This window comes from Salipaludibacillus neizhouensis, assembly GCF_002886185.1.
GTDB lineage: Bacteria > Bacillota > Bacilli > Bacillales > Salisediminibacteriaceae > Salipaludibacillus > Salipaludibacillus neizhouensis.
Window position 1 is genome coordinate 716,534 of the sequence record NZ_KZ614146.1, and the last position, 25,782, is coordinate 742,315.

General features: G+C 37.3%; 27 protein-coding genes and 2 riboswitches. Of the genes, 22 read left to right on the forward strand and 5 right to left on the reverse strand.

Annotated elements, in window-relative coordinates:
- Window positions 1-192: 192 nt before the first annotated feature.
- The 3 genes from CEF18_RS03270 to uppP all read right to left on the reverse strand — a co-directional run bounded on the left by CEF18_RS03270 (window position 193) and on the right by uppP (window position 3,688).
- Complete coding sequence (locus tag CEF18_RS03270) at window positions 193-1,161, reverse strand: TIGR03943 family putative permease subunit (protein WP_110935166.1); 969 nt, start codon at window positions 1,159-1,161, stop codon at window positions 193-195.
- A 468-nt stretch (window positions 1,162-1,629) separates the two neighbouring features.
- Window positions 1,630-2,691: a permease gene (locus CEF18_RS03275; protein WP_110935167.1), complete on the reverse strand. Its 1,062-nt coding sequence runs from the start codon at window positions 2,689-2,691 to the stop codon at window positions 1,630-1,632.
- A 166-nt stretch (window positions 2,692-2,857) separates the two neighbouring features.
- The gene (uppP, locus tag CEF18_RS03280) at window positions 2,858-3,688 is read right to left on the reverse strand and encodes an undecaprenyl-diphosphatase UppP (protein ID WP_110935168.1); all 831 of its coding nucleotides are present in this window, start codon (window positions 3,686-3,688) and stop codon (window positions 2,858-2,860) included.
- A 218-nt stretch (window positions 3,689-3,906) separates the two neighbouring features.
- Between uppP and CEF18_RS03285 the strand changes: the two genes are divergently transcribed.
- Window positions 3,907-4,563, forward strand: a complete 657-nt coding sequence (locus CEF18_RS03285) for a TlpA family protein disulfide reductase (RefSeq protein WP_110935169.1) — start codon at window positions 3,907-3,909, stop codon at window positions 4,561-4,563.
- A 145-nt stretch (window positions 4,564-4,708) separates the two neighbouring features.
- Here CEF18_RS03285 and CEF18_RS03290 read toward each other — a convergent pair whose 3' ends face one another.
- The gene (locus tag CEF18_RS03290; protein WP_110935170.1) at window positions 4,709-5,623 is read right to left on the reverse strand and encodes an aldo/keto reductase; all 915 of its coding nucleotides are present in this window, start codon (window positions 5,621-5,623) and stop codon (window positions 4,709-4,711) included.
- Between the two features lie 144 nt (window positions 5,624-5,767).
- Between CEF18_RS03290 and CEF18_RS03295 the strand changes: the two genes are divergently transcribed.
- The 21 genes from CEF18_RS03295 to CEF18_RS03395 all read left to right on the forward strand — a co-directional run bounded on the left by CEF18_RS03295 (window position 5,768) and on the right by CEF18_RS03395 (window position 25,051).
- Window positions 5,768-6,304, forward strand: a complete 537-nt coding sequence (locus CEF18_RS03295) for an NUDIX hydrolase (protein ID WP_110935171.1) — start codon at window positions 5,768-5,770, stop codon at window positions 6,302-6,304.
- A gap of 155 nt (window positions 6,305-6,459) precedes the next feature.
- Window positions 6,460-7,101, forward strand: a complete 642-nt coding sequence (gene spoIIM, locus CEF18_RS03300; protein ID WP_223292218.1) for a stage II sporulation protein M — start codon at window positions 6,460-6,462, stop codon at window positions 7,099-7,101.
- 180 nt (window positions 7,102-7,281) lie between these two features.
- Window positions 7,282-7,716, forward strand: coding sequence for a ferric iron uptake transcriptional regulator (gene fur / locus CEF18_RS03305; RefSeq protein ID WP_110935172.1), 435 nt, complete (start codon window positions 7,282-7,284; stop codon window positions 7,714-7,716).
- 394 nt (window positions 7,717-8,110) lie between these two features.
- The gene (locus tag CEF18_RS03310; RefSeq protein ID WP_110935173.1) at window positions 8,111-8,344 is read left to right on the forward strand and encodes a YqzK family protein; all 234 of its coding nucleotides are present in this window, start codon (window positions 8,111-8,113) and stop codon (window positions 8,342-8,344) included.
- Window positions 8,345-8,373: 29 nt separating this feature from the next.
- A complete protein-coding gene (xerD, locus tag CEF18_RS03315) occupies window positions 8,374-9,264 on the forward strand; it encodes a site-specific tyrosine recombinase XerD (protein ID WP_110935174.1) in 891 nt (296 codons plus the stop codon).
- Between the two features lie 115 nt (window positions 9,265-9,379).
- A complete protein-coding gene (deoB, locus tag CEF18_RS03320; protein WP_110935175.1) occupies window positions 9,380-10,561 on the forward strand; it encodes a phosphopentomutase in 1,182 nt (393 codons plus the stop codon).
- A 12-nt stretch (window positions 10,562-10,573) separates the two neighbouring features.
- Window positions 10,574-11,407, forward strand: coding sequence for a purine-nucleoside phosphorylase (locus CEF18_RS03325; RefSeq protein WP_110935176.1), 834 nt, complete (start codon window positions 10,574-10,576; stop codon window positions 11,405-11,407).
- 1 nt (window position 11,408) lies between these two features.
- Window positions 11,409-12,251 (forward strand): purine-nucleoside phosphorylase, encoded by an 843-nt coding sequence (locus tag CEF18_RS03330; protein ID WP_110935177.1) that lies wholly within the window; start codon window positions 11,409-11,411, stop codon window positions 12,249-12,251.
- A 13-nt stretch (window positions 12,252-12,264) separates the two neighbouring features.
- Complete coding sequence (locus tag CEF18_RS03335; RefSeq protein WP_110935178.1) at window positions 12,265-13,566, forward strand: pyrimidine-nucleoside phosphorylase; 1,302 nt, start codon at window positions 12,265-12,267, stop codon at window positions 13,564-13,566.
- A gap of 312 nt (window positions 13,567-13,878) precedes the next feature.
- Entirely contained in the window at window positions 13,879-15,042 is a 1,164-nt protein-coding gene (locus CEF18_RS03340) for a D-alanyl-D-alanine carboxypeptidase family protein (RefSeq protein WP_220693815.1), read from the forward strand.
- A 142-nt stretch (window positions 15,043-15,184) separates the two neighbouring features.
- Window positions 15,185-15,541, forward strand: coding sequence for an anti-sigma F factor antagonist (gene spoIIAA, locus CEF18_RS03345; protein ID WP_110935179.1), 357 nt, complete (start codon window positions 15,185-15,187; stop codon window positions 15,539-15,541).
- The gene (gene spoIIAB / locus CEF18_RS03350) at window positions 15,538-15,978 is read left to right on the forward strand and encodes an anti-sigma F factor (protein WP_110935180.1); all 441 of its coding nucleotides are present in this window, start codon (window positions 15,538-15,540) and stop codon (window positions 15,976-15,978) included. Before spoIIAA ends, spoIIAB begins: the two co-directional genes overlap by 4 nt.
- A gap of 13 nt (window positions 15,979-15,991) precedes the next feature.
- Window positions 15,992-16,747, forward strand: a complete 756-nt coding sequence (sigF, locus tag CEF18_RS03355; RefSeq protein WP_110937572.1) for an RNA polymerase sporulation sigma factor SigF — start codon at window positions 15,992-15,994, stop codon at window positions 16,745-16,747.
- A gap of 80 nt (window positions 16,748-16,827) precedes the next feature.
- Window positions 16,828-18,318: a spore germination protein gene (locus CEF18_RS03360; RefSeq protein ID WP_110935181.1), complete on the forward strand. Its 1,491-nt coding sequence runs from the start codon at window positions 16,828-16,830 to the stop codon at window positions 18,316-18,318.
- Window positions 18,319-18,375: 57 nt separating this feature from the next.
- Window positions 18,376-18,552, forward strand: a riboswitch (Lysine riboswitch).
- 112 nt (window positions 18,553-18,664) lie between these two features.
- A complete protein-coding gene (gene lysA / locus CEF18_RS03365) occupies window positions 18,665-20,005 on the forward strand; it encodes a diaminopimelate decarboxylase (RefSeq protein ID WP_110935182.1) in 1,341 nt (446 codons plus the stop codon).
- A gap of 117 nt (window positions 20,006-20,122) precedes the next feature.
- Entirely contained in the window at window positions 20,123-20,557 is a 435-nt protein-coding gene (locus CEF18_RS03370; RefSeq protein WP_110935183.1) for a peptidylprolyl isomerase, read from the forward strand.
- Between the two features lie 248 nt (window positions 20,558-20,805).
- A riboswitch (FMN riboswitch) is annotated at window positions 20,806-20,951 on the forward strand.
- 209 nt (window positions 20,952-21,160) lie between these two features.
- Window positions 21,161-22,246: a bifunctional diaminohydroxyphosphoribosylaminopyrimidine deaminase/5-amino-6-(5-phosphoribosylamino)uracil reductase RibD gene (gene ribD, locus CEF18_RS03375; RefSeq protein WP_407690381.1), complete on the forward strand. Its 1,086-nt coding sequence runs from the start codon at window positions 21,161-21,163 to the stop codon at window positions 22,244-22,246.
- A 2-nt stretch (window positions 22,247-22,248) separates the two neighbouring features.
- A complete protein-coding gene (gene ribE, locus CEF18_RS03380; protein ID WP_110935185.1) occupies window positions 22,249-22,905 on the forward strand; it encodes a riboflavin synthase in 657 nt (218 codons plus the stop codon).
- A 17-nt stretch (window positions 22,906-22,922) separates the two neighbouring features.
- Window positions 22,923-24,122: a bifunctional 3,4-dihydroxy-2-butanone-4-phosphate synthase/GTP cyclohydrolase II gene (locus CEF18_RS03385; RefSeq protein ID WP_310793573.1), complete on the forward strand. Its 1,200-nt coding sequence runs from the start codon at window positions 22,923-22,925 to the stop codon at window positions 24,120-24,122.
- A gap of 22 nt (window positions 24,123-24,144) precedes the next feature.
- Window positions 24,145-24,615 carry a 6,7-dimethyl-8-ribityllumazine synthase gene (gene ribH, locus CEF18_RS03390; RefSeq protein WP_110935186.1) on the forward strand — a complete coding sequence of 157 codons (471 nt, stop codon included), beginning with the start codon at window positions 24,145-24,147 and terminating at the stop codon, window positions 24,613-24,615.
- An 85-nt stretch (window positions 24,616-24,700) separates the two neighbouring features.
- Complete coding sequence (locus tag CEF18_RS03395; RefSeq protein WP_110935187.1) at window positions 24,701-25,051, forward strand: GNAT family N-acetyltransferase; 351 nt, start codon at window positions 24,701-24,703, stop codon at window positions 25,049-25,051.
- Between the two features lie 123 nt (window positions 25,052-25,174).
- Here CEF18_RS03395 and CEF18_RS03400 read toward each other — a convergent pair whose 3' ends face one another.
- Window positions 25,175-25,708 (reverse strand): DUF309 domain-containing protein, encoded by a 534-nt coding sequence (locus tag CEF18_RS03400; RefSeq protein WP_110935188.1) that lies wholly within the window; start codon window positions 25,706-25,708, stop codon window positions 25,175-25,177.
- Between the last annotated feature and the right edge of the window lie 74 nt (window positions 25,709-25,782).

The window sequence follows — 25,782 nt, forward strand, 5'->3', positions numbered from 1 at the left end:
AGTTAATTTTGATGTAAATCGTAAAATAACTGTTATATATATAGAAATTCTCGAAGAAAACGAAAGGTAACGTTGCTAAGGGAGTTAAATTAATGGAGTACAACCTGGACTCGGTAAGTCAGCTAAGTCAGAAAGCAGATGTGCAATTACGGCAATTAATAAAAATGATAGAGTCTGTTATGACCATATTTATTAGTACGAAGGATAAACATAGGGACTTTCCGGTTCCTCAATTTCTTGAATTTGAGCATCTTTAACCAGTGGTAGTGATCTCTCATTTAGTTCCCTCTTATTAATCGTACCAACTGCACGGAACCACACATCATCGTCAAAATCAACTGCTTGATCAGATTCTATTAACGTCCCATAAACGGCGGTGTCAGCAGTACAGCAAGTCATTGCAAAACGAGCAGCTACGAGTTGATTTTCTGGAAAATCTGGTTCACGATAAGCAAATCCAATAATTTCAATTTCTCTACCTAGAAATTTATCCAAGTAGATATCAAGGACTGTCATAACGTCTAGATAATTTTCATCTGTGACTTCAATCCTTTCATCGTTTATTAATTCATGGTATATCGTTTCATAATAGTCGTCATTCCAGACTTCAGCATCAGGAGGAATATCTTCTTCCTTTGAGGAATTGCCATTTTCTAATGTTTCCATATATCCTTCAGGATCTTCTAAATATGCTTCTGCTCGAGAAATCCCACTCGTTTTTTCGGAGTCAGTTGTTTTATTTCCGGAAACTGTATCATCTGTAGACAGTTGAGTATCAATTCCAGCCCCGTATTGAATGCCTCTATTTGAGGCTACTGAACTATCAAGGCCACGATCAGGAAGCACAAAACCAAATAGGATAGGCAGAATAAAAATGCTGTAAATCCCAAATTTAAGCCAGACAGGTCCTCTTATTTGATGTTCGTGCTCACAACCACAATTACTTTCATGCTCATGATCATCCTTTTTCGTACTCCGAAAGATTTGTATCGTACCTAAAAGAAAAAATGCTGCAAGGGAGAAATAAATAAATGGCATCATTGTAGGTGCAATATAATAAACAACATTTCCAGTTAGAATCAGACCTAACATAAACAAAGCAAAACCAAGTAGTATTATTCCTTGTATAAATGCGTGAAAAGAGTGATCATACTCTTTCATAATAATTCCTCCTGTTAAATTTAATATCGGTAAATTTAAATTGATTTAAAGTTCAGGCTGTTTTTCCTAAATATTGTTGGTTATTAAGACAGGGAAGCATTTTAATTTACTATAGGCTGACCCTTCTTTAAGTTTTTTCAATAGATAAGAAAGATTAGGACCATGTTTTCTATCTTACAAAGGTGCTCGAATCCGTTCTAGGCGGACGCTTTCCGTGGGCAACTTCTTCAGCCTCGGGAAAATCCCCCCTGTAGGGTAATCAGCAGTTGCTTTCGCGCAGGAGTCGCCGCCTACGCTACTCGATCTTTTCAGAACAATAATAGTTACGTAAACTGCTTTTCCAAACAATCTTCGATGATATCAAAGCAACAAAATAAAAAAAATGCACAAAGTTTTTTAAAGACATCAATGCAATTTTTCTTAATATCAAAGTTTATGGCACAGCCATAATTAAAAGCGGATCTTGCATTATAATAGCACTCCAAATAAGATCATAATGGAGCTGAAAACAATCACTGTGACTGTTAGCATAAATGCAATTACGAATCTTACTTTAAAAAATGCAAAAAGCATAAATGTATTTTTTAGGTCTAACATAGGACCGTATACTAGAAATCCAACCAAGGAAGCATCAGAAAATTGATTACTAAAAGATGAGGCCACAAAGGCATCTGCCTCGGAACATAAAGAAAGTAAATACGCAAATGCCATCATTACGATCGTTGAAGAGTATTCATTTGATCCAATGGTTTCTAGTAAACTTCTATCTAAGAAAGTTTGGAAAAGCGCTGCGATAAAAGCACCGAGGATTAAATATTTCCCCATCATGAAAAATTCATCGACTGCATGATGCAATGTTTCTTGTATTCTCTCCAAAATCGTTGGTTTAGCAGCACTAAGATCATCGTGAGAAACGAGTCCGTGATGTGCGTGAACATGGTGACTTGCCAAAGATAAGTTTGCTTCTGTACGAAGTTGATTTGGCTGACGCCTAAAAACAGCGTATAAAATGGCTCCGATAATAATTGAAAGTACAAAAGCCAGTCCCATTCTGGAATATAGAATCGTAGGATTGTTCCGAAAAGCAAAATAAGTAGATGCAAAAACAACTGGATTCAAAATAGGTGCTGCTACTAAAAATACAATGCCAACGTGAAGTGGCATTCCTTTTTTTATTAAACGTCTGACAACTGGAACGATAGCACATTCACATAAAGGTATAATAGCACCTAACATTGCAGCTGGAAACAAAGCTAGAAGAGCATTTTTGGGTAGGAAACGCTGAATCGTTTCTGCTGATACATATATTTGGATGAGTGCTGAAATAATTACTCCTAATAAGATAAAAGGGATTGCCTCGATAATAATACTTAGAAAGATAGTATTCACATTTATCATTGCATTAGGGAGATTATCTATCTGTTGACTAGAGCTTACTTGTTCACTAAAAATAAATAGTATAAGGAAGAGAAAGAGAAGAGCAAGCCCCAATAGATCTTTTCCTATTAATATTCCTTTTGATTGTTTCATATGTTACTCCTCGTCTAATTTGTTTATTTAAGAAAACCGAAAGATTCTTTCAAATTTTATCAAATAGAAAAGATTACGTAAATTGATTTTTGTAAATGTAATATAAATAAAATGGTAAACTCACGAGGAGTTTACCATTTTAGGGACTAATCCACTGTCTATTTTATTACACTTCCATTATCACGTTGCCGTCGATCATAGTTAAAACAAAAATTGCTAATAGAAAACAATAAATTGCAAAGTAAATTAGTTTACTCTTTTTAAGAAAATCGATTAGCCAGATAATACCTAGAATGGAAAAGACAAACGTAATGACAAACGAAACAACGAGGTTCAATGGACCGATATATGCAAAGGCTGCTGCTGAAAAGTCCTCGAAAGCTAAGACTGTAGAACCTAAAATAACCGGAATAGCTAACAAAAATGAATAACGAACAGCTGTTTCGCGGTTTAAGCCGACTAAAAGGCCAACTACAAGAGTGGACCCAGAACGAGAAATTCCGGGAATAACTGCCAAGGTTTGTCCTAAACCAACGATGATTGCATCGATAAAAGTCATTGAGCTTTCATCTTTATTCCCGACTTTATGAAAACGTTCAATGAAAATTAATGCTAAACCAGTGAGGAATAAAGATCCAGCTATCATCGCCGGCGTTTTAAGGTTAGCACCAAGAGCATCTTGTAACAGTTTACCTAAAATACCAGTTAGAGCAGTTGCGATCAGGATGTACAATCCAAAATAAAATTGCACGCGATCTTTTGGTGAACGTTTAATCACGAAATTGAAAAATCCTTGAATCACATCCCATACATCTTTCCAAAAATATAAAATAACAGCTAATACGGATGCTAAATGCAAATAAATTTCAAATGCAAGTCCAGGAAATGTATAACCAAATACGAGCTGAGTGATCACAATATGTGCAGAACTTGATACGGGAAGAAACTCGGTAACTCCTTGAATAATTCCAAATACTATCGCCTCAAATAACGTCAAATAAATCTTCCTTTCTTCTGTTCCTGTTTAATATAATTGTTTGTAGTTTATACTCACATAATAAGCAATACTTATTTTACCAAAGTTAAGAACAAGAAAGTATGTTTTATTATGAAAAATTATTTTCTTTTAAATTCCTGCTGAATTATCATATAATAATTAGGACGTTTTAATTCCAAAATATTTATTTTAATTATTTTGGAAGTTGAGGAGGTAGTATGTTTTTAAAGAGGTATGTATCGATTGCAATTTTAGTTGCAGCTGTTGCTATAGGTGCTTTTGTCATTGTAGATAGCCGACAGGATAAGGCGTTAGATGATAATCAACAACGACTCGATGAATTCGTTGAAACTGGGGGGATCGAAAATGAAATCCAAAACCAAAGCGATGAGTTTGAAGAATATGAAGAAAGCAGTGAGACAGGTACTAGTACTGGAATGATTGCGCCGGATTTTATTTTACCAACATTGGACGAGGAGAATGATGAGGTAAGCCTTTCAGATTTAAGAGGGAGTTATGTCATTGTGAATTTTTGGGCAACATGGTGCGCACCTTGTCGCGATGAGATGCCTGATTTTATAGACTTCTTCGAAAAGTATCGAGACGACGATGTTGAAATGATCGGTGTAAATCTTACAGATACAGAAAAGAATATGAGTGATGTGGAACAGTTTGTGACTGATTTTCAAATACCTTTTTATGTTGCTCTTGATGAAAAAGGAATTGTAGAAGACACCTTTGAGTTACATGCATATCCAACTACGCTTATTATTGATCCTAATGGTCGAATCGCAGTGAAAAGACTGGGCGAAATTGACTATGAGATGTTAGAGAATTACTTTTTGGATGTAAGAGAAAGCTTTGAATCAAAATAGTTTGAACCCTAAAAAAATGAAGGTAGGATCACTCGGTCAAATATACCGTAGATCCTACCTTATTTATAGTAAACCTTAAGACTCTAGAAATTTGTTATAGAGGAAACTTAGTGTTTAATAAAACAAGATTCACATAACTTTTAACTTAATTTCTGTGGTTTTCATAAACGGGAGCTTTGAATAGAGCTTCTAATTTTTTTGTCAGCTCAATGGATAATGGACTAACATTTGAGCTTTGGATATTTTCAATTAATTGGGAAGAAGTACTTGCCCCAGTTACGGCGGTAGATACTTGTGGCTGGTCCAAAATATATCTTAATGATAATTGCTGACTGCTCATTGTGTTGGCATCAGCAAGAGTATTGAGCTTTTCTAAGGTAGCTCGTAATTCTGCTTCAGAATAGTCTAGGAACCCTTTTTCAGTGATTTTCCGTTCAAAGTCATTTGTTAAAAGTCCCTTTGATACAGGTCCTCTAGCAATCATAGACAAACCGTGTTTATCTAGAAGGCTGAACCATTCTTCCGGGCGTCTATCGAGAAGACTGTATTGCATCATCACACTGACTATATTTGATTTCTCAGCATATTCTTTGATGACGTTTGGTCTAATCGAAGAAATACCATAGTATCTTATAGTTCCTTCCTGAACTAATTCTTCAAATGCTTCAATGGTTTCGTCTATAGGATCATCAATGGTCCCTCCATGGAGCTGATAAAGGTCCAGATAATCAATATCCAATCGAAGCAAAGAGTTTTTTAAGGCTTCTTTTAAGTAATTCTTAGTTGGGTTCCATCGCCACCCATCAATTCCTTCCCCCCACTCATTTCCGCCTTTTGATGCCAAAATAACATCATGTCTCTTACCTTTAATTGCTTTTCCGACCGTTTCTTCATTAAAACCCAGCTGGTAAAGGTCTGCAGTATCAAAAAAATTCACGCCACGGTCTATTGCCTCGTGGATAATTTTTTCATTATGTAAGTGGTCATCTGATAATGACATGCAGCCTAGACCAATTTCAGAGACAAATAAGTCTGAAGTTCCTAATTTATTTTGCTTCATTTTAATATCACCCCTAATATGTTTTTACCCTATTTTTGCTAAAGTAATCCTATTTATTTCTTTTAAACTTTGGAATGTCTATGTATAGTAGATATACGTAGAATACACAATAATAAGTAGAAATGAAAGAACGGAGGAAATGAAATGTCTGAAAAATTATATGAAACAACGATTCGAACGACACCAATCTTTCAAGGGAAAATTATTGATCTCGAAGTTCAAGATGTAACTCTGCCGAATGGGAAAGAAAGCAAACGCGAGGTGGTCCATCATCCAGGTGCAGTAGCAGTGATAGCATTAACCCCTGAAAATAAACTTATTCTAGTTAGGCAATTTCGGAAACCTTTGGAGAAAGTACTTGCAGAAATTCCGGCTGGCAAATTAGAAAAAGGAGAAGATCCTCTTGAGTGTGCAAAGCGTGAGCTTGAGGAGGAGACTGGCGTACAAGCGGAGAATTGGACAAAACTCCATTCGTTTTATACTAGTCCAGGTTTTGCCGATGAACTTGTTCATGTTTATTTGGCAGAAGGATTAGGGGAAGGTATGGTAAATATGGATGAAGATGAATTTGTAGAGCGGATAGATGTAACCCTAGAAGAAGCGGAAGCACTTATAGAATCTGAAGAAATTCATGATGCAAAAACAATATATGCTGTCCAATATTGGAAGCTGCGGGGTTAAATACTAGATTGAAAATTAGTTACTAGAGATAATGGTAATTTTCTTCTATCGAATTGCTGAAATGAACCATTTTCTTATTTAAACCGTCATAGTTGATTCCTTCTTTTCATAGACTCTGATAGAGAGTGATTCGGAGAAGAAATGAGGAGAATTGGATGAGACATTTTCACATGAGACGTAACCGGATATTCACCCATCTATCAGGGAATAAAGCTACGTATATCTTTTCTATCGTTTTAATTCTAATGGGTGTGATCTTCGGAGCGGTTATTGTTAATAGCATGAATTTCACACAAAAAAATGACTTGTATGCATATCTTACGTTGTTTTTTAGTGAGGTAGACAGTGGAGAATTTGCCAATGCTACAGAAGTTTTTACGCAAAGCTTTGCTTATTATATTAAAATTATAGGATGTATTTGGTTACTGGGTTTGTCTGTTATTGGGTTACCGGTTATTTATATACTCTTATTTATAAAAGGTTTAATGGTAGGATTTACAGTTGGGTTTTTAGTAGATCAAATGGGTTTTGAAGGTTTTATATTTGCTTTTTCAGCCGTATTCCCCCAGAATATTGTGCTTATTCCTTTATTCATCATTGTTGCTGCTGTAGCAACCACTTTTTCCTTGAAAATATGGCGACAAATTATTGGACGAGGGAAGGAATCTGTTTTCACGCATTTTATCGCTTATACATTATTTTTACTTTTAGTTAGCGGTGGATTGGTTGTGGTTTCGCTTTATGAAGCATTTGTTTCTCCTAGTGTGATGAAATTTATTGTCACTCACTTGTTATAAAAAAGTACTCATTATTACTTAGTAATAATTATAAATAAAAGATGATAACGATTCTCATTTGACACTTTTTTTTCTCAAATAGTATAATGGATTGAGAATAACATTCTTACTCCTGTGAAAGTATCGTTGGTAACGGTTTTCCTTCGGTTTTGGAGTGAGCGAGTGGCAGGGGGAAATTACATGGAGCAACGTATTGAACGAATAAAAAAACAGTTGCATTCGCAAAGTTATAAATTGACACCTCAAAGAGAAGCAACCGTTAGAGTTTTACTTGAGCACGAAGATGACCACCTTAGTGCTGAAGATGTATATATGCTGGTAAAGGAGAAATATCCTGAAATTGGACTAGCTACCGTTTATCGAACATTAGAATTGCTGACTGAATTAAAAGTAGTTGATAAAATTAATTTTGGTGATGGTGTTTCAAGATATGACTTGCGTCAAGAAGGAGCAGCGCACTTTCATCATCATTTAGTTTGTATTGAGTGTGGTTCGGTAGATGAAATTCAAGAAGACCTCTTGGAAGATGTAGAAAAAGTCGTAGAGGATCGCTGGAATTTTGAAATCAAGGATCATCGACTTACTTTCCATGGGATTTGTCATCGGTGTAAATAAATAGGAAATCAAGTGACTACTAGGTTACTTGATTTTTTATTTTAAAGTTAGGTTAAGCTATTAGCTACTAGTAGGGGTGCCGAAAGCTCATGCTGTATTTATTAAAAGACGCTACGCTTTTTCTTACAACCTTTGAACATATTTATACATTTACATAAAACATCCGTGTACTCGTCTAGGGGTACGATATTTTACACAATTATGGTTAAAACTTAATAACTAGGTTAACAGTGAACAAGCGCATTTCCCGTTTTGCTATCCTGATAAATAGAAGAGGAAATGAACGACCACAAATTAATCTCTTAATATTTGAAATTCCTGCCTCATCCAGGTATACAATGTTAATAGCTTGGCATATCCTTTAGTAACGTTATTACTAAAAGAGGGATATAAAATGAGATTAGTAAATCAAATATTTCAAGGGTTTTGGGTGTTTTTCTTGTTCATGGGGTGCACCATTGTTTTTTATTATGGTATTCTATGGGTGAGCGATGTATATGAACAATACGATCGATATGAGGAACCACAAGGCAAAGCTTTGAAAGTCTTTCAAATTTCATCATTTGATGAGAAGAAAGATGTGACGTTTACAGATCGATTACGGATTTTTTTAACTGAAGGAGAATAGGGTAGAGCTTAGAGGGGTGGAATAAAAGATTGGAAAAGCATCTGAAAGCGTTTATTCAATTTTTAATTGTAGAAAAGGGTCTTGCAACAAATTCAACAAAAGCCTATGAAAAAGATTTAACAACGTATCTCACCTTTGTTGTAAATCAGGCAGGAATACAGTCTGTAGAAGCAATTCAAAAATCAACTATTCTTCAGTTCTTGAAACATCTTAAAGAGTTGGGGAGAGCGAGTTCATCCTTAACGAGAATGCTTTCAACAGTTCGTTCTTTTCATCAATTTATGCAAAGGGAATCGATCATTTCACATGATCCAACTTTACATATTGAGAGCCCACGGCCAGATAAAAATCTACCAAAGGTTTTATCCACATCAGAAGTAGAAATGTTATTGGAAGCACCAGACGAACGAACACCATTAGGTATGAGAAATAAAGCAATGCTAGAGCTTCTTTACGCAACGGGAATTCGAGTAACCGAACTTTGTACGATGAAATTAGCTGATATTCATCTACATATGGGATTTATTCGGTGCATTGGGAAAGGGAACAAAGAAAGAATTATTCCTTTAGGACAAGTCGCGAGTGAAAGCTTAGAGAAATACTTGCAAACTAGTCGGCCTAAGTTATCCAAAAAGCAGGATCATGACTTTTTATTTGTTAACCATCATGGAAGGTCAATTAGTCGCCAAGGTTTTTGGAAAGTATTAAAACAAATTTCAAAGGATGCTCGTATTGAAAAAGAACTTACTCCACATACATTAAGGCACTCATTTGCAACACACCTTTTAGAAAATGGAGCTGATTTAAGAGCGGTTCAAGAGATGTTAGGGCATGCGGATATTTCAACGACGCAAATATACACACATGTTACTAAAGTTCGAATGAAAGAAGTTTACTCGCAATATCATCCAAGAGCTTAAAAGGATTTAAAAAACGAATAAGAGGTCTGACTTCAGACATCAATGGATTTGCGGTAGTTTTAGTGGATCAGGGTATAGTAACCATAGATACAGTTACATTTTAGGAGGTATTATAATGAGCAAACGTTATCAACGCGTTTTTTTGGTTGTGATGGATTCTGTAGGAATCGGGGAGTCACCAGATGCAAAGGAATTCAACGATATAGGCGCAGATACATTAGGACATATTGCAGAAGCCAAGGATGGTTTAAAAATGCCAAACATGGACCAACTAGGCTTACCTTGTGTTAAAGAATATCAAGGCTGTGCAAAACCGGAAAGTCCAAAAGCTTATTTTGGTAAAATGGAAGAGGCTTCTGTAGGTAAAGATACAATGACAGGACACTGGGAGATTATGGGTCTTCACATAGACCAACCTTTTCGAACGTTTCCTAACGGTTTTCCAAAAGAGTTGATTGCTGATATAGAGCAGAGGACGAATAGAAAAGTATTGGGTAATAAACCTGCATCAGGCACTGAAATTCTAGAGGAATTAGGTGCAGAACATATGAAAACGGGGGGGCTTATAGTATACACATCTGCTGACTCCGTTCTTCAAATCGCAGCACATGAAACGATTGTTCCTCCTGAAGAGCTCTGGGAAATTTGTGAAATGGCTCGTGAACTAACATTAGATGAAAAATACATGGTAGGACGAGTGATTGCACGACCTTTTTTAGGCTCACCCGGAAAATGGGAACGAACATCGAATCGTCACGATTACGCCCTTAAACCATTTGGGAGAACAGTCATGAATGAACTTGTGGATGGAGGCTATGAGTCCATTGCAATAGGGAAAATATCCGATATTTATGATGGAGAAGGAATTACTAAATCACTAAGAACAACTTCAAATATGGATGGAATGGATAAGTTGTCAGAGTCTTTGCTGATGGATTTTAAAGGATTGAGTTTTCTGAACCTTGTAGATTTTGATGCGAAATTTGGACACAGGCGAGATCCTATAGGTTATGGTGATGCGTTAGAAGAGTATGATGCAAGGTTACCTGAGATTTTGGAGAAGCTGAAAGAAGACGATTTACTAATCATTACAGCTGATCATGGAAACGATCCTATCCACCATGGGACGGATCATACGAGAGAATATGTACCGTTACTTGTTTATAATACAAGAATGAAAAACGGAAAATCTTTAGGAATCAGAAAATCATTTGCAGATATAGGTGCAACCATTGCGGATAATTTTGAGGTTAATTTACCAAGTATAGGGAAAAGTTTTTTACAAGAATTAAAATAGGAGCTGAGACAGATGTCAAATAGCGAAATGATCAAAGAAGCAAGAGAGTATATTGAAAAAAAACTTGTATCCAAACCTTCGATAGGACTTATATTAGGCTCAGGTTTAGGAGTGTTGGCAGAGGAAATTGAATCACCTATTCATATTCCTTATCAAGAGATTCCCGGATTTCCAACTTCTACAGTAACAGGTCATAAAGGCCAACTTGTCATAGGTGAATTACAAGGGAAAACAGTAGTAGCTATGCAAGGGAGATTTCATTACTACGAAGGGTATTCAATGGATTTGGTAACTCTTCCGGTTAGAGTAATGAAAGCAATTGGTGTTGAACAATTAATTGTTACAAATGCTGCCGGGGGAATTAACGAAACTTTCGAACCTGGTAATTTGATGATTATTAAAGATCATTTAAATATGTTTGGTGACAATCCACTGATAGGTTCTAATAATGACGAGCTCGGCGTGCGTTTCCCTGACATGTCACAAGCGTATACGGCAGAGCTTGTTCAGTTTGCTCATCAGGTAGCTAAAGATATGAATTTCAAAGTTCAAGAAGGCATTTATGTGGGTAATACGGGACCAACCTATGAAACCCCTGCCGAAATTCACATGCTTCGAACACTTGGAGGAGATGCAGTCGGCATGTCTACCGTTCCAGAGGTTATTGTTGCCAGACATAGTGACATGAAAGTTTTAGGAATTTCATGCATTTCTAATATGGCAGCTGGAATTTTGGATCAGCCATTAACGCATGACGAAGTGATGGAGACGACGGAACAAGTAAAAGCAGATTTTCTTTCTTATGTAAAACAAATTGTCCTAAATATGGCCGAAGGGAAGAATTAAGATGATAACTTCAGAGATGATTCATGAATCATCAGAATGGATAAAAAAGCAAATCGACGTTCAACCTAAAATTGGCATGATCTTAGGCTCTGGGCTTGGAGAATTGGCTGATGAAATTGAAGATGCTTTAATCATTCCTTTTGATAAAATTCCACATTTTCCTTCTTCGACAGTAGAAGGACATAAAGGGCAACTAGTTATTGGCAAGATGGAAGGAAAAGTAGTTGTTGCTATGCAAGGAAGGTTTCATTTTTATGAAGGATACTCGATGCAACAAGTAACCTTTCCAGTTCGTGTGATGAAAGAACTAGGGTGTCGTGGTTTGATTGTGACGAATGCTTGTGGAGGGATGAATGAAAACTTCCAACCAGGTGACTTAATGGTTATTAACGACCATATAAACTTTACAGGAGCAAACCCTCTCATTGGTCAAAATCTTGATGATTATGGACCTCGTTTTCCGGATATGAGTCAAGCGTATACTTCTACATTGAGAGAGTTTGCATTAGAGACAGGAAAGAAGCTTGGTCAAACCCTTCAAAAAGGAGTTTATGTGGCTGTAAGTGGTCCAACATACATGTCTGGAGCGGAATTAATCATGCTGCGGAAATTTGGTGCAGATGTCGTAGGAATGTCTACGGTACCTGAAGTGATGGTGGCAAGTCATATGTCCATGAATGTTCTCGGGATATCTTGTATTACTGATATGGCAATCGGAGAAACAATCGAAGGAATTACTCATGAGGAAGTTATGAAAGTTGCGGCGAAAGCAAAACCCCGCTTTAAAGAACTCGTTAAAGAGATATTAAAAAGTGGAAACGAGAGTCTTTGGGTAAAAAAATAAGGAGGAATGAATCATGAGAATGGTAGACTTAATCGAAAAGAAGCGGGACGGTCAAGCTCATACGAAGGAAGAAATCGATTTTATTATTCATGGTTATTCTACGGATGAAATTCCAGATTATCAAATTAGTGCATGGGCAATGGCAGTATTTTTCCAGGACATGACACAGGAGGAGCGTGCCTTCTTAACGGAAGCAATGGTCCACTCTGGGGATACGATAGATTTATCTGCAATTAAAGGTATAAAAGTCGACAAGCATTCCACTGGCGGGGTAGGAGATACAACGACGCTGGTATTAGCTCCTCTTGTAGCTAGCTTAGGTGTTCCTGTAGCTAAAATGAGTGGTCGTGGCCTTGGTCATACAGGTGGCACAATTGACAAATTAGAAGCCATTCCAGGTTTTAGTGTAGAAATCACAAATGATGAATTTATTGACCTAGTAAATACGAATAAAGCAGCGGTAATTGGTCAAACGCAAAACTTAACCCCAGCAGACAAAAAGCTTTATGGCCTGCGGGACGTAACAGCTACGGTTAATTCGATTCCGCTTATTGCGAGTTCAATCATGAGCAAGAAAATTGCATCAGGTGCTGATGGTATCGTCCTTGATGTAAAAACAGGTGCTGGTGCATTTATGAAAGAATTGTCTCAGTCAAAAGAGTTAGCGGAAGCGATGGTTCAAATTGGGAATAATCTTGGTCGTAAAACGTCAGCAATCATATCAGATATGAGCCAGCCGTTAGGTTTTATGATAGGAAATGCATTGGAAGTGAAAGAAGCAATTGATACGTTAAAAGGTGAGGGACCGGAAGATTTAACGGATTTATGTTTAACATTAGGCAGTCACATGGTCATGGTTGCCAATAAAGCAGATACGTTAGAGGAAGCGCGGGAGATGCTTGAAGAGTCTATCAATTCGGGTAAAGCTTTAGAGCAATTTAAGATTTTTATTGAATCGCAAAAAGGTGATCCTTCTGTGGTCGATAATCCAGAAAAACTTCCGCAAGCATCCTTTAAAGAATCTGTCCTTGCTGAGAAAGATGGATTTGTATCAGGTATAGAAGCTGATCATATAGGGACCGCTGCAATGGTATTAGGAGCTGGTCGCGCTACAAAGGACTCCGTGATTGACCTTGCTGTAGGAATCGAGTTACATAAAAAAATAGGAGATTTCGTTAAAAAGGGTGAATCTTTAGCTACTATTTATTCGAATCAAAAAGATGTCATTGATTCGAAGAGTAAAGTGTTAGCTTCTTATCACTTTTCGTCTGATCCAGTCTCTGCTCCTACATTAGTGTATGACATTATCACGTAAAGTTTTAAAGTTTAGCCGTCAAGGAAAGTTAACCAACTTTTTATGACGGCTTTTTTTTAATTCTGCCTCCTCGTGAAATGAACATGCCTCTTCCTCTGTTAACATAGCTCTGAAGCTATTGATATTTCTGCTAGAGTCGCCGCTTTTGATATCTTCGGTTTATTCTTCTACGAGCAATCCTTTTATTTGAATGAGGTACCATAAACAGGTGTATGAAAGTTTTTCATAAAGAAATAAATTCATTAAAGAATAAGACTAGACTTTTTGGAGAAAATAGAAGGGCATAGATTGATAATAATCGGAGGGATACGTGTGAAAAAGATACTTATTGGCTTGGTAACGACCCTTGTTTTTTTAACACCAATGAATCAAGCGAATGCGGAAGAAGATCAGTATGAGTTTGCGGAAGAAGCGACATCTGCTATTTTAATGGAGAGGGATACGGGGACAATTCTCTTTGAAAAAAATAGTCAAGAAAAGCTTCCACCGGCAAGTATGACCAAAATTATGACAATGTTGTTAATTATGGAAGCGTTGGATAACGAGGAAATTACTTGGGAAGACACAGTTCGCGTCAGTGAAAAAGCTGCTTCTATGGGTGGTTCACAAATTTTTCTGGAACCTGGGGAAGAAATGACAGTCAAGGAATTAATGAAAGGGATTGCTATTGCCTCTGGTAATGATGCGACTGTAGCAATGGCTGAGTTTTTGGCAGGGTCTGAAGAAGAATTTGTGAAAGAAATGAATCAAAAAGCAAAGGAACTGGAATTAGAAAATACTACTTTTCAGAATACGAACGGCCTTCCAGCTGCTAATCATGAGACATCGGCTTACGATATGGCAGTGATGGCAAAGGAATTATTAAAACACGAGGAAATTACGGAGTACACGAGCTTGTACGAAGATTATTTGAGAGAAAATACAGATAACCCTTTCTGGTTAGTAAATACGAATAAATTAGTTAAATTTTATCCTGGTGCAGATGGATTGAAGACTGGATTCACCAGAGAAGCAATGTATTGTTTGACTGCTAGTGCGAACAAAGATGGAATGAGGATGATTGCTGTCGTTATGGGTGCTCCATCTCCAAAAGAGAGAAATCGCCAAGTTACCGAAATGTTTGATTATGCATACAGTCAATTCGCCCTTCACACTCAGCATGAAGCAACAGATATTCTAGGTGAAGTAAAGGTTGATAAAGGTGCTGAATCTAGCGTAAGTGTTAGTGCAAAAGAACCTGTTTCGATTCTAATGAAAAAAGGAGAAAAAACAGATGGGTTATTAGAAAAGACAGTATGGAAAGAAGATGTACGAGCACCAATTCAAAAGGGCGATGAGTTAGGCACTATTTCGCTTGAAAGAGATGGCGAGACACTCCTATCTATGCCGCTTATTGCCACGGAAGATGTGGAAGAAGCTTCTTTTTGGAGACTGATGAAACGAACAAGTGAAGTTCTTTTTGGAAATGCCTCTTAGAGAAGAATGCTAAATTTGAATTGTTTTAGCGAAGTAGCACTAGTTTTGTTTTTGAGAAGGAAATAAAGAGAAATAGATGGAATTAGCTACGTAAACCATTTTAAATATGTGGTGAAGAAAATGGAGAAGGAGAGGTTGAAACATGAATTTATTGATTGACTTGGAAAAAAGAGAAGAAGTTTTATGCGTGCGTCTTGTTGGGGAACTTGATCATCACGCTGCAGTTAATCTGCGGGAAAGAGTGGACGCTGCTTTATCTGAAAATAATTTAACTCATGTACTATTAAATTTAGAAAAATTAACTTTTATGGATAGCTCTGGACTTGGCGTTGTTCTAGGTCGTTATAAGAGGGTGCAGGCAATGGGAGGAGAAATGGTCGTATGTTGCATTTCTCCTCAGGTTAAAAGGTTATTCGAACTTTCGGGGATATATAAAATTGTTTCAATTACATCCAACGAGCGAGAAGGATTAAGCAGTTTAGGAGTGGTGGCGTCATGAATAATCGCATGGAATTATCTTTTTCAGCAATTAGTGAAAATGAATCGTTTGCCAGAGTATCCGTAGGCGCATTTGTCACACAGTTGGATCCAACAATGGATGAGTTAACTGAAATCAAAACGGTTGTGAGTGAAGCTGTAACGAATGCGATTATTCATGGTTATGGAGAAGGCAATGAAGGTACAATTTATATTGAAGTAATGTTAGAAAGAGAAACGGTTCACTTGATTGTTCGGGACGAGGGACGAGGCATCAATGATCTTGAAGAAGCGAAGCAGCCTTTATTTACGTCATTACCTGAACTTGAAAGAAGTGGAATGGGATTCACTATTATGGAGAACTTTATGGACAATTTGCAAGTGGAATCAGAACCAATGAACGGGACAACGGTAACCTTGACGAAACGTCTCTCAAATTCTAAAGCACTAGCGAATTGAGAGGGATTTTATGATGAGTGCCAATGTGAAAAAAGAAAAACGGAAACACCTAGAAGATAAAGAGGTCAAAAAGTTAATTAAAGAAGCTCAAAGTGGTAATAAAGCTTCACGTGAAAAAATTGTTCACCATAATACGAGATTAGTATGGTCTGTGGTGCAGCGTTTTATGAACCGGGGATACGACCAGGATGATTTATATCAAATTGGGTGTATTGGATTAATAAAGTCTGTCGATAAATTTGACCTAAGCTTTAACGTAAAGTTTTCCACATATGCAGTTCCAATGATCATAGGAGAGATTCAGCGGTTTCTAAGAGATGATGGAACAGTGAAAGTAAGCCGGTCGATTAAAGAAACTGCTAATCATATTCGAAGAATGAGTGATGAATTATCCAAAAGTCTTGGTAGAGTTCCTACAGTGAAAGAGATTGCTAAACAGTTAGACATTTCACCTGAGGAGGTTGTTTTTGCCCAGGAAGCGAGCAGACAATTGGCTTCTATTCATGAGACAGTATATGAAAATGATGGGGAACCAATCACAATATTAGATCAAATCTCTGATGATAGCAATTCGGAGTGGTTTGAAAAAATAGCGCTTAAAGAAGAAGTGGAAAAATTGTCGGAACGCGAAAAACTAATTATTTTTTTACGTTATTATAAAGATCAGACGCAATCTCAAGTGGCTACTAGATTGGGAATTTCACAGGTTCAAGTATCACGGCTGGAGAAAAAAATATTACTACAATTAAAGGAACAACTCAACGAATAAAGTTGAGTTGTTTTTTTTGTATTGATTCTTCCTTATTCACTCATACTATGTGTGATCACAATAGAAAGGGGACTTTTAATATGGGTGAATCACAAAAAGAAACAGATAAAAAGCCCAAAATATCACCTAACATTCTTGTAAATGAAGCGGAAATTACAAGAAGAGTTGGAATCGGAAAAAGCTTTGATGTAGACGTTAGAAAGTTACATATATTAGATAAAGAAGTTCAGTTTTATATCACTAATGGATTATGTGACATTGATTACGTAATTGAAATACTTAAAGAATTAATGTTTCTTGATACCACTCATAGTAAAAAGCTGGATGTTCGTAAAGAAATAGAGAATCATCTGACACATGTTCAAGTTGAAACGACGGATTTGTTGGAATATGCGATAAAGCAGATGCTTTCAGGGCTCATGTTTATCTTAATTGAAGGTGAATCTGAAGCAATCATTGTCGATGTGAGGAGCTATCCTGGTCGAGGACCTGAGGAACCTGATTTAGAGAGAGTAATAAGAGGCAGTCGTGACGGATTCACAGAAAATATTATCGAGAACACAGCATTGACAAGAAGAAGGATTCGTGATGAAAGACTTAGAAATGAAATGACCCAGGTAGGTAAAAGGTCAAAAACAGATATTTGTATTACTTACATCGAGGGGATAGTGGATCCAGACTTGGTAGAAGTAATTAAAAAAGAATTAGACGGAATTGATATAGACGGCTTAACGATGGCAGATAAAATGGTAGAGGAATTTCTAGTCAAACAAGGCTGGAATCCCTTTCCGATGGTTAGATATACAGAGAGACCAGATGTAGCTGCCACCCATTTATTTGAAGGTCATGTCATTTTGTTTGTAGACACTTCTCCCAGTGTGATCATACTGCCAACAACATTTTTTCATCATGTACAGCATGCAGAAGAATATAGACAAGCGCCTTTGGTTGGCACCTTTATGAGGTGGATAAGGTTTGCAGGGATTTTGTTTTCCTTATTCATTTTGCCTTTTTGGTTATTAGTAGTGAAAGATCCCGGTCTATTACCTGCTAACCTTGAATTTATAGGACCAAATGAAGAGGCCGGAAATATACCTATATTTGGACAAATATTATTTGCAGAATTAGGGATTGAACTATTGAGAATGGCAGCGATTCACACCCCGGCCCCGATGGCTACTGCATTAGGTCTTGTCGCTGCCTTGTTAATTGGTGACATTGCCATTCAAGTAGGACTATTTGTCCCGGAAGTAATTCTGTATGCAGCCTTAGCTGCTATAGGCATCTTTGCCACACCTAGTCATGAGCTCGGCGTAGCAATAAAATTACTTCGATTAGTTATAATACTTGCAGTCGGTTTTTTCGGTGTCCCGGGATTTGTTATCACCTGTGTGATTTCGCTTGCATATTTAGCCGGAAGAAAAGCGTTAAATGCGCCATATTTATGGCCATTTTTACCGCTATATCCCCACGCTGCAATGGATATTTTTATACGTCAAGCAGTTCCGCTTAAACGGAAAAGACCTAGCGTTGTCCATCCAGTCGATTCAATTAAGCAGAGAAAAACGTAAAGTTGTTGCGTGAATAATTTAACTATGCTATTGTTTAACAAAATGAATAAAAACTTGTAATTAGGTAGAGGTGCAATCTCGAAAAAGTATACTGTTGGAGCTTCAGGGCAGCTATGAAAACAGAGGAAAGGTCGAATTGCCGAAGCAGCTGTGTTTCCTTGACTTAGCTTGCTGGGGTATAGTTGAATAAACTATGCACTGTCACTGCGTTTGTAGTGGAGCACTATCCTATTGGAAACCGATGGACTAATCGAAAACCAAGAGGAATGGATGTGTTTCGCATTCATTCTTTTTTTTATTCATATATAAAAGAACCGAGAGGGTTTGCTGATAAGGAGTGATATAGATGGGTTTTTATGGTACTAGTAGTGTCAACCAAGAAGGTCATTTGACAATTGGCGGGGTAGATGCCACTACCCTTGCGGAAACATATGGTACACCACTATTTGTATACGATGTGAAAGATATTCGAAATAGAGCACATGAGTTTCAGGAAGCATTTATAAATCAAGGTGTAAATTATCAAATAGCATATGCTAGTAAAGCGTTCAGCTGCATAGCGATGGTCGAATTGGCCGATGAATTGGGCTTAAGTTTGGATGTCTGTTCAAGTGGTGAGCTCTACACAGCATTGCAGGCAGGCTTCCCTGTAGAAAGAATCCATTTTCACGGAAATAACAAGACGCCGGATGAGCTGGAAATGGCAGTGAAGGAAAAAATTGGCTGTATTGTTGTGGATAATTTCACAGAATTGGCATGGTTAATGGCGATAACAGAAACAAACAAAACGAAGATGGATGTTTTGATCAGAATTACTCCAGGTGTCGAAGCCCATACACATGAATATATTTCAACCGGTCAAGAAGATTCTAAATTTGGCTTTGATTTAAACAGTGGGCAAGCGAAGAAAGCTATAAAAATGATATTATCTCATTCCTTTTTAACTTTACAGGGTGTACATTCCCATATAGGTTCACAAATTTTTAAAGCGGAAGGATTCCAGGAAGCTGTGAAAGAAATTTACCGTTCTTTAGCTGCTTGGAAAGAAACCTTAGATTATTATCCAAATGTACTTAATTTAGGTGGTGGTTTTGGGATTCGATACGGTGACCAGGATCACCCTCTTCCTCTCCATGTTTATATTGATTATATGGTTGACAAAACCAAAGAAGAAGCAGCGAAATTAGACATGCCAGTACCGGAAATTTGGATTGAGCCAGGTCGTGCTTTGGTTGGAGAAGCAGGTACAACGCTTTACAGTATAGGAAGTAGAAAAGACATCCCCGACATTCGCACCTATATTTCAGTTGATGGCGGGATGACTGATAATATTCGCCCGGCACTCTATCAGGCTGAATATGAAGCGGTTCTTGCAAATAAAGCTAACGAAGAAAATACAGAGGTTGTCAGTATTGCCGGTAAGTGCTGTGAAAGTGGAGACATGCTTATCTGGGATATTTCCTTGCCACAGACTACACAGGGGGATATTTTAGCGGTATTTTCAACAGGTGCATACGGTTATTCCATGGCAAATAATTATAATCGCATATTACGTCCAGCGGTAGTTTTTGTTGAAAACGGAGAGCATGAATGTGTTATAGAACGAGAATCATTTGAAGACCTTGTTCGGCATGAACGTCGTTATAGTGCTGTGAAGGGACAGAATCGGGTAGAAGGTACGGTATAAAAATAGTTTAATAACGTAGAGGAAACTAGATAAAATGCTATCTAGTTTCTTTCTGTATTTAACTAGTGTAAAATAAAGAATGTGTACATAATTAAAAATACTATGGAGGTTTTAGATATGAAAAAAGGTGAAATTACGTTTGAAAATGGAGAAAAAGTAGTGATTGAATTTTATCCCGACGAAGCACCAGGTACGGTTGCTAACTTTGAGAAACTTGCTAATGACGGTTTTTATAACGGATTAAATTTCCACCGTGTGATCCCAGGGTTTGTAGCACAAGGTGGTTGTCCAAATGGATCTGGTGCAGGCGGACCGGGTTATACAATTAAATGTGAAACAGAAGGAAATCCTCATAAACATCAAAAAGGAAGTCTTTCAATGGCTCACGCGGGTAAAGATACTGGTGGAAGTCAATTTTTCTTAGTGCTTGACCCACAGCCGCACTTAGACGGTGTTCATACTGTTTTTGGTCAGGTAATTGAAGGTCTTGATTCAGTAGATAGAATTAAACAAGGTGACGTTATGAAAGAAGTTACTGTTTACGAAGCATAATCAATTAACTTAACGACCGCATATTTTTGGCGGTCGTTTTTTGTTTTCTGAAAATAAGATTTTATCAGTGACTCGTTTGAATTTTCCATGAAGGCTTGGAGTATTGGTCATGGAAGTGTTCACTTTTTAGAGAATTTGAAGAACCTCCATGTTCTAATTTTAATAATATTCCGGAAAATTCTTTAATTAAAAGCATATTTTATTGTCGAATCTAAGACTTGTGATATAATAAACAAAATTGAATAAACCGATTCCTTCGGGGTAGGGTGAAATTCCCAACCGGCGGTGATGAGGCAATGCCTCTTAGTCCGTGACCCGGTACTATTTTTTTAGTAACGGTGGATTTGGTGAAACTCCAAAGCCGACAGTAAAGTCTGGATGGGAGAAGGATTATGACGGTTAAAAAAAGGATTTGTTCTAACGATTGGGAGAAATCTGTCTTAAAAAGGGAATTCCTTTTTTAAAATAGATATTCTGCCATTGTGTCTAAAAACAAAATAATCCTTTTCTTTACTTTTCATATTCTGTACTTATGTCCTGAAGGATCTTCATCTTTCGGGATTTTTTGTTGTCAAAATTATGAATAGGAAGGGGAGGCTTCACTTGGAAAATCAATATATGAAGCTTGCCATTGACTTAGCAAAGCAAACCGTAGGACAAACATCACCTAATCCAGTTGTAGGTGCTGTTATTGTAAAAAATCACGAAATAATAGGAATGGGTGCTCATTTGAAAGCAGGAGAACCCCACGCAGAGCGTCATGCGTTAGAAATGGCTAAAAGGAATGCAGTTGGTGCTACGATGTATGTAACGCTTGAACCTTGCTCACATCATGGTCGCACGCCACCTTGCGCTGATGCTGTTATAGCAAGTGGTATATCAAAAGTCGTCATAGCCTCAATGGACCCCAACCCTAAAGTTGCGGGAAATGGGATTGAAAAACTAAGACAGGCAAAAATAGAAGTAGAAGTTGGTGTTATGAAGGAAGAAGCAGATCAATTGAATCGAGTGTTCTTCCATTATATTCGCACAGGAACACCATACGTAACACTTAAAACTGCTTCAAGTATCGATGGTAAGATTGCGACAACTTCCGGTGAAAGCAAATGGATTACTGGAGAAGCCGCCAGGTTAGACGTTCATGAACTAAGATATGAACATGATGCAATTCTAGTTGGTGTAGAAACAGTATTAAAGGACGACCCTTTACTAACAACGAGGTTGAATGACGGTGGAAAAAGCCCCATTCGTATCGTATTGGATCGTCAGTTGCGTATTCCAGTTCAAGCAAAAATGTTGCATGACAATGAAGCAAAAACATGGATAATGACAACAAACCGAGCTTCTTTGGATAAAATAACACAGATAGAAAATAAAAATGTGAAAGTGTTTGTTCTAAAAAATGAGAGCCTTGCTATTAAAGAACTTTTGCAAGTGATTGGGAAAGAACAAGTGACTTCGCTACTAGTAGAAGGTGGCGGAACAGTAAACGATAGTTTTCTCAGAGCAGGTAAGTTTCAACGGTTAGTTAAGTATCTCGCTCCAGTTATTATAGGCGGAGCTTCAGCCGCCTCTTCTTTCTCCGGGGAAGGTATACAATTATTAAAGGACGCTCCCAGGTTAGCTTTACTGTCTATAGATAAACTTGGTCAAGATTTAAAGCTAATTTACGAAAAAAAGGAGGAATAACGATGTTTACGGGAATCATTGAAGAAAAAGGTCGAGTAGAAAGCATTCGTCAATCTGGAGAATCTATCGTGATGTCGATTGAGGCTTCTAAAATATTGGCTGATGTCAAATTAGGGGATAGTATTTCTGTTAATGGCGTATGTTTGACAGTTACCTCTTTTCAAGCGACGTCATTTACAGTTGACATCATGCCTGAAACAGTTCGAAGTACAAGTCTACAGAGTTTAACTTCTCGCTCGGAAGTTAACTTAGAACGTGCAATGCCAGCAAATGGACGTTTTGGAGGACATTTTGTATCCGGGCACGTTGATGGAATAGGTACGATTAGAGCAAAAAGACCAGAGCACAACGCTGTTTATTATGAGATAGAAATTTCAGCTGAACTTAGAAAATTTATGATGATGAAGGGCAGTGTCACGGTTGATGGCACTAGCTTAACTATTTTTGGCTTAAATGAGAATGTGTTTACGATCTCGATCATCCCACATACTATTCAAGAGACGATTCTAGGCCAAAAAGGGCCCGGAGATATTGTGAATATCGAATGCGATATGTTAGCTAAATATATAGAAGAACTTCTGTTTCAGAAAAAGTTACCGGAGAAAAAAACATCTGGGAATTTGACTGAAAGCTTTCTAGAAGAGAACGGGTATTTATAACGAGAGGAGGTACAATGATGAAGATATTTGATCCTATTGAAGAAGCAATTTATGCGTTAGCACAAGGTGAAGTAGTTATTGTATGTGATGATGAGGATAGAGAAAATGAAGGGGACTTCGTTGCTTTGGCAGAAAAGACAACACCTGAGGTAATTAATTTTATGATTACACACGGGAGAGGTCTTGTGTGTGCACCTATTACACCTGAGAGAGCCGAGAAACTTGGTTTATCATCTATGGTCGACAGAAATTCTGATCCACATGGTACAGCTTTTACAGTGAGTATTGATCATAAACATACAACAACAGGCATCTCTGCACCTGAAAGATCGATAACAGTAAAAAGTCTTATTGATAAGAATACAAAAGCTGCAGATTTTCAAAGACCTGGTCACATCTTTCCGTTAATCGCAAAAGAGGGAGGAGTTCTTCGCAGAGCCGGTCATACAGAAGCGACGGTTGATTTAGCGAGATTGTGCGGTTCAGAGCCTGCAGGTGTCATTTGTGAAATAATTAAAGAAGATGGTACAATGGCAAGGGTTCCTGACCTTCATAAAATTGCCTTGGAACATAATCTGAAAATGATTACAATTAAAGACTTGATTAAATATCGAAACAGGAAAGATAAATTAGTTCAGCAAGAAGTTGAAATTAACCTTCCTACCGATTTCGGTGATTTCAAAGCTTTTGGTTATTCTAATGTCGTGGATGGAAAAGAACATGTAGCGATTGTAAAAGGGGAGATTGGCGGCGAAAAACCAACACTTGTCCGTGTACATTCTGAATGTTTAACAGGGGATGTTTTTGGTTCTCAACGGTGTGATTGCAAACCTCAGCTACATGCAGCGCTTGCTCAAATTGAAGAAGCAGGTTCAGGAGTTGTCTTATATATGAGGCAAGAAGGCAGAGGAATAGGCCTCCTTAATAAAATGAGAGCTTATAAGCTTCAAGAAGAAGGTTATGACACAGTCCAAGCAAACGAAAAACTTGGATTCGCTCCGGATTTGCGCGATTATGGTATTGGTGCTCAAATCTTAAGAGATTTAGGCATTAGAAAAATGAAGTTGTTAACAAACAACCCGAGAAAGATTACTGGATTGAGCGGTTATGATCTTGAAATAGTAGATCGTATTGCATTGCAAATGCCGCAAACGAAAAACAATGAAAATTATTTAAAAACGAAAAAAGAAAAATTAGGTCATTATTTGCATTTATAAATAAATATTAGGAGGATGTATGATGGGAAATGTATATGAAGGAAATTTAATTGGAACAGATTTAAAGGTTGGAATCGTTGTTGGTCGATTCAATGAATTTATTACTGGTAAACTTCTTGGAGGTGCAGTAGACGCTTTTAAACGCCACGGAGTGAATGACGAAGATGTCGATATAGCTTGGGTCCCAGGCGCATTTGAAATTCCTCTTATTGCGAAAAAAATGGCTGACTCAGGGAAATATGATGCGATTGTTACACTAGGAACTGTTATTCGCGGCTCGACTCCACACTTTGATTATGTGTGTAGTGAAGTAGCTAAAGGAGTAGGTTCCTTGTCACTTTCATCGGGAATCCCTGTAATTTTCGGTGTACTTACAACGGATACGATTGAGCAAGCTATTGAAAGAGCAGGAACAAAAGCTGGTAATAAAGGATGGGAAGCTGCTGCTGGAGCCATTGAAATGGCAAATTTATCAAAAAACTTTACTAGATAACAAGGAATTAGTCGTCTAGGGAGGTTACGTTTTCTAATTGATGTTCATAATATAGAGAACAAAGCGAACGATGAGGGATGAATAAATGCTTGTATCATATAAAAAGGAACATGAAAAAATTGCCATGGGTTTACTCTCTTTTATGCCGGGAGAAAAAAGTATCAAAAAGATTCAAAAAGTGATTGATAAGTATACAAAATCAGAAACTTTGAAGCTTTATTTATGGCGGACGGAAGCGAATCAATTTGTCGGAGTTATTGGTGTAGAAGAAGATAACGAGGACGTCTATTTACGAGATTTAACGGTTGATCCCTCACACAGAAACGAAGGATTAGCATTAACGATGGTTCAGGCAATGGAAGACAAGTATTCTGTTTATTTAATAGGCTTAAAGCATACAGATCATTTTTTAAAACATTGTCGAAAAAAAGTGTAAATTTGATTGGCAAGGGCTCAGCTCTGAGCAACCTATTAGAACAAATATGTTCCTAATGGGTTTTTAAAAGATACGGAGGTTTCATTTTTTTCATTATTATAGGGAGGTCTCAAAAGGTCTTTATTACCTTTTGAGACCTCCTCTTTTCTGTTGTTTATATAAAAGAGACTGATGTCTTGCTTCAATAACTTCACTACGGTCACGACGTTTATGACGATAAGTTAGATCAGGATTACTGGCGTCATTTTTATATAACCATACCCAACCTTTTTCTTTTGACAGGATTTCACACTTTTTAATAAGCATGTCATCAGTTAATGGTAAATTAAAGGGTTCATACTCTCCCTCATTTAATATCGTTTTAATCCGAGATTTCACTTGTTGTTCCAGATCTCCACCGTGAATACTTAATTCATCTAATAGAGCTGGCTGGTTTCGCAAGTATAACAGTGTTTTTCGGTAAAGCCTTAAGCTACCTGTGAAATTTTTCTGTCTCTCATGATAAACAGCTACTGCAAGTTGAATTAATAATAACCATTTTAAATCACGATCATTTTCTAACCAAAATTCTTCCATGATTTCATGACATTCAAAATAATCTCTGGAACTTTGGAAATGCAGTAAGTATTCAATATATTCATTCGCATATTTTTTCATTGCTTCCTCCAAAAGGTATGTTTATATCTCTTATAATAAACGATTGTTTCGAGGAAAGAAAGAGCAGGCAATTT

Excerpts from the sequence above, each read along its gene's own strand:
- CEF18_RS03270 (WP_110935166.1), bottom strand. The coding sequence starts at position 1,161 with ATGAAAGAGTATGATCACTCTTTTCACGCATTTATACAAGGAATAATA.
- CEF18_RS03275 (WP_110935167.1), bottom strand. The coding sequence starts at position 2,691 with ATGAAACAATCAAAAGGAATATTAATAGGAAAAGATCTATTGGGGCTT.
- CEF18_RS03285 (WP_110935169.1), top strand. The coding sequence starts at position 3,907 with ATGTTTTTAAAGAGGTATGTATCGATTGCAATTTTAGTTGCAGCTGTT.
- CEF18_RS03290 (WP_110935170.1), bottom strand. The coding sequence starts at position 5,623 with ATGAAGCAAAATAAATTAGGAACTTCAGACTTATTTGTCTCTGAAATT.
- CEF18_RS03295 (WP_110935171.1), top strand. The coding sequence starts at position 5,768 with ATGTCTGAAAAATTATATGAAACAACGATTCGAACGACACCAATCTTT.
- spoIIM (WP_223292218.1), top strand. The coding sequence starts at position 6,460 with ATGAGACATTTTCACATGAGACGTAACCGGATATTCACCCATCTATCA.
- fur (WP_110935172.1), top strand. The coding sequence starts at position 7,282 with ATGGAGCAACGTATTGAACGAATAAAAAAACAGTTGCATTCGCAAAGT.
- CEF18_RS03310 (WP_110935173.1), top strand. The coding sequence starts at position 8,111 with ATGAGATTAGTAAATCAAATATTTCAAGGGTTTTGGGTGTTTTTCTTG.
- deoB (WP_110935175.1), top strand. The coding sequence starts at position 9,380 with ATGAGCAAACGTTATCAACGCGTTTTTTTGGTTGTGATGGATTCTGTA.
- CEF18_RS03325 (WP_110935176.1), top strand. The coding sequence starts at position 10,574 with ATGTCAAATAGCGAAATGATCAAAGAAGCAAGAGAGTATATTGAAAAA.
- CEF18_RS03330 (WP_110935177.1), top strand. The coding sequence starts at position 11,409 with ATGATAACTTCAGAGATGATTCATGAATCATCAGAATGGATAAAAAAG.
- CEF18_RS03335 (WP_110935178.1), top strand. The coding sequence starts at position 12,265 with ATGAGAATGGTAGACTTAATCGAAAAGAAGCGGGACGGTCAAGCTCAT.
- spoIIAA (WP_110935179.1), top strand. The coding sequence starts at position 15,185 with ATGAATTTATTGATTGACTTGGAAAAAAGAGAAGAAGTTTTATGCGTG.
- spoIIAB (WP_110935180.1), top strand. The coding sequence starts at position 15,538 with ATGAATAATCGCATGGAATTATCTTTTTCAGCAATTAGTGAAAATGAA.
- sigF (WP_110937572.1), top strand. The coding sequence starts at position 15,992 with ATGAGTGCCAATGTGAAAAAAGAAAAACGGAAACACCTAGAAGATAAA.
- CEF18_RS03360 (WP_110935181.1), top strand. The coding sequence starts at position 16,828 with ATGGGTGAATCACAAAAAGAAACAGATAAAAAGCCCAAAATATCACCT.
- lysA (WP_110935182.1), top strand. The coding sequence starts at position 18,665 with ATGGGTTTTTATGGTACTAGTAGTGTCAACCAAGAAGGTCATTTGACA.
- CEF18_RS03370 (WP_110935183.1), top strand. The coding sequence starts at position 20,123 with ATGAAAAAAGGTGAAATTACGTTTGAAAATGGAGAAAAAGTAGTGATT.
- ribE (WP_110935185.1), top strand. The coding sequence starts at position 22,249 with ATGTTTACGGGAATCATTGAAGAAAAAGGTCGAGTAGAAAGCATTCGT.
- CEF18_RS03385 (WP_310793573.1), top strand. The coding sequence starts at position 22,923 with ATGAAGATATTTGATCCTATTGAAGAAGCAATTTATGCGTTAGCACAA.
- ribH (WP_110935186.1), top strand. The coding sequence starts at position 24,145 with ATGGGAAATGTATATGAAGGAAATTTAATTGGAACAGATTTAAAGGTT.
- CEF18_RS03395 (WP_110935187.1), top strand. The coding sequence starts at position 24,701 with ATGCTTGTATCATATAAAAAGGAACATGAAAAAATTGCCATGGGTTTA.
- CEF18_RS03400 (WP_110935188.1), bottom strand. The coding sequence starts at position 25,708 with ATGAAAAAATATGCGAATGAATATATTGAATACTTACTGCATTTCCAA.